Annotated in this window: 2 protein-coding genes; both read left to right on the top strand. The window is 33.0% G+C overall.

Annotation, left to right across the window (positions count from 1 at the left end; all coding sequences use genetic code 11):
* On the top strand, positions 1–285 hold a 285-nt coding region (locus Q428_RS15565), incomplete at its 5' end, for a hypothetical protein (protein ID WP_035382051.1).
* Positions 286–301: 16 nt separating this feature from the next.
* A complete protein-coding gene (locus Q428_RS14060; RefSeq protein ID WP_035382049.1) occupies positions 302–670 on the top strand; it encodes a hypothetical protein in 369 nt (122 codons plus the stop codon).
* Positions 671–1,131: the final 461 nt, after the last annotated feature.

Below are 1,131 nucleotides of genomic sequence, written 5' to 3'. Positions count from 1 at the left end.
AATGAAGCAGTAGTGCACTTTGAGAAACATGGCAAAGAGATTATAGATGTCCTTGGTAAAAGCGAATATAACTTAAAGAACTATATTGACGATGCTAACTTTATTGTGAATAATTGTCAATATGTTAAAGAATTAAATGGATATGTAAGGCTTATTGGAGGGCCAGGTAGTGCAAAATATGGATTTGTAGGTCTTGATAGAGTTACAGGTAATATTACAACTTTTCATATAAAAACTGCAAGTGAGCTTGCGAAGAAAGCTCCGAGCTTGGGAATAATAAAATAAAGTAAGGAGATACAAAATGGTTTATATAAGTAAAATTATATGGATATCTAAAGACGCTTTAGAAGCGGAAGTTATTATTACTGATGGTTTATATGAATTGAAATGTTTTTCTCAGCCTATGAATTATGATATAAACCATATGATTGAAGAACCTTTATATTGCTATAATGTTAAAAATCTTGTAAAAGCCTGGGAAACAGAATTTTCAGTAGTTAAACTAACAGAGTATTTCGCATACAATATTTACGCACAGGTAGTTGATAAAGAAGTTGGGTTAATAAAACTTGGAGATATAAAAATGCAAGTGGAGAAAAATATACTTCCAGGAGATATTAAGGATAATGACTACATTTCATATTATTGCCAAAGGATTGACTTAATGTAATTTCTAAGGTCACACAGTTTAGACTGATGTGGCCTTTTTCTTGTGTGCCCGGCATGGGCGTAGTCTTGTCGGTGAAAGTCCGATACGGGGGTTGATAGTGCCAACCGTTAGCTTAAGACAAGGGTGTCCACCGTGAGGTGGAATCTGAAGGAAGTCGGCGCCAAAGCTCTGGTCTGACGAAAAGAAACTATATCTAAAGGACGTATAAGTTTTGTTCAAAGAATTAATGGTATATCCATTAAAAGGAAAAATAAATTATGGAACAGATATATAAAGGATAATGGACAGCATAAATTTTTCCTATGCCCAATATTTTAACCATAGACAAAAAAGACATTGATATCTATTTCAAGAGGTTTAAAAGGGTGAATTGAAAAATTAACTTCCACTGTAAAATCGAAGTTAGATACAATTTGGGTCAGAAGAGTAAATTTTTTAGTTGTTTAAGCACAAAATGAGGT

The sequence above is a fragment of the Fervidicella metallireducens AeB genome (assembly GCF_000601455.1).
Lineage (GTDB): Bacteria > Bacillota > Clostridia > Clostridiales > Caloramatoraceae > Fervidicella > Fervidicella metallireducens.
This window is presented reverse-complemented; position numbering and strand designations above follow the sequence as displayed.

Coding starts and splice junctions, on each gene's coding strand:
- Q428_RS14060 (WP_035382049.1), top strand. CDS start 302: ATGGTTTATATAAGTAAAATTATATGGATATCTAAAGACGCTTTAGAA.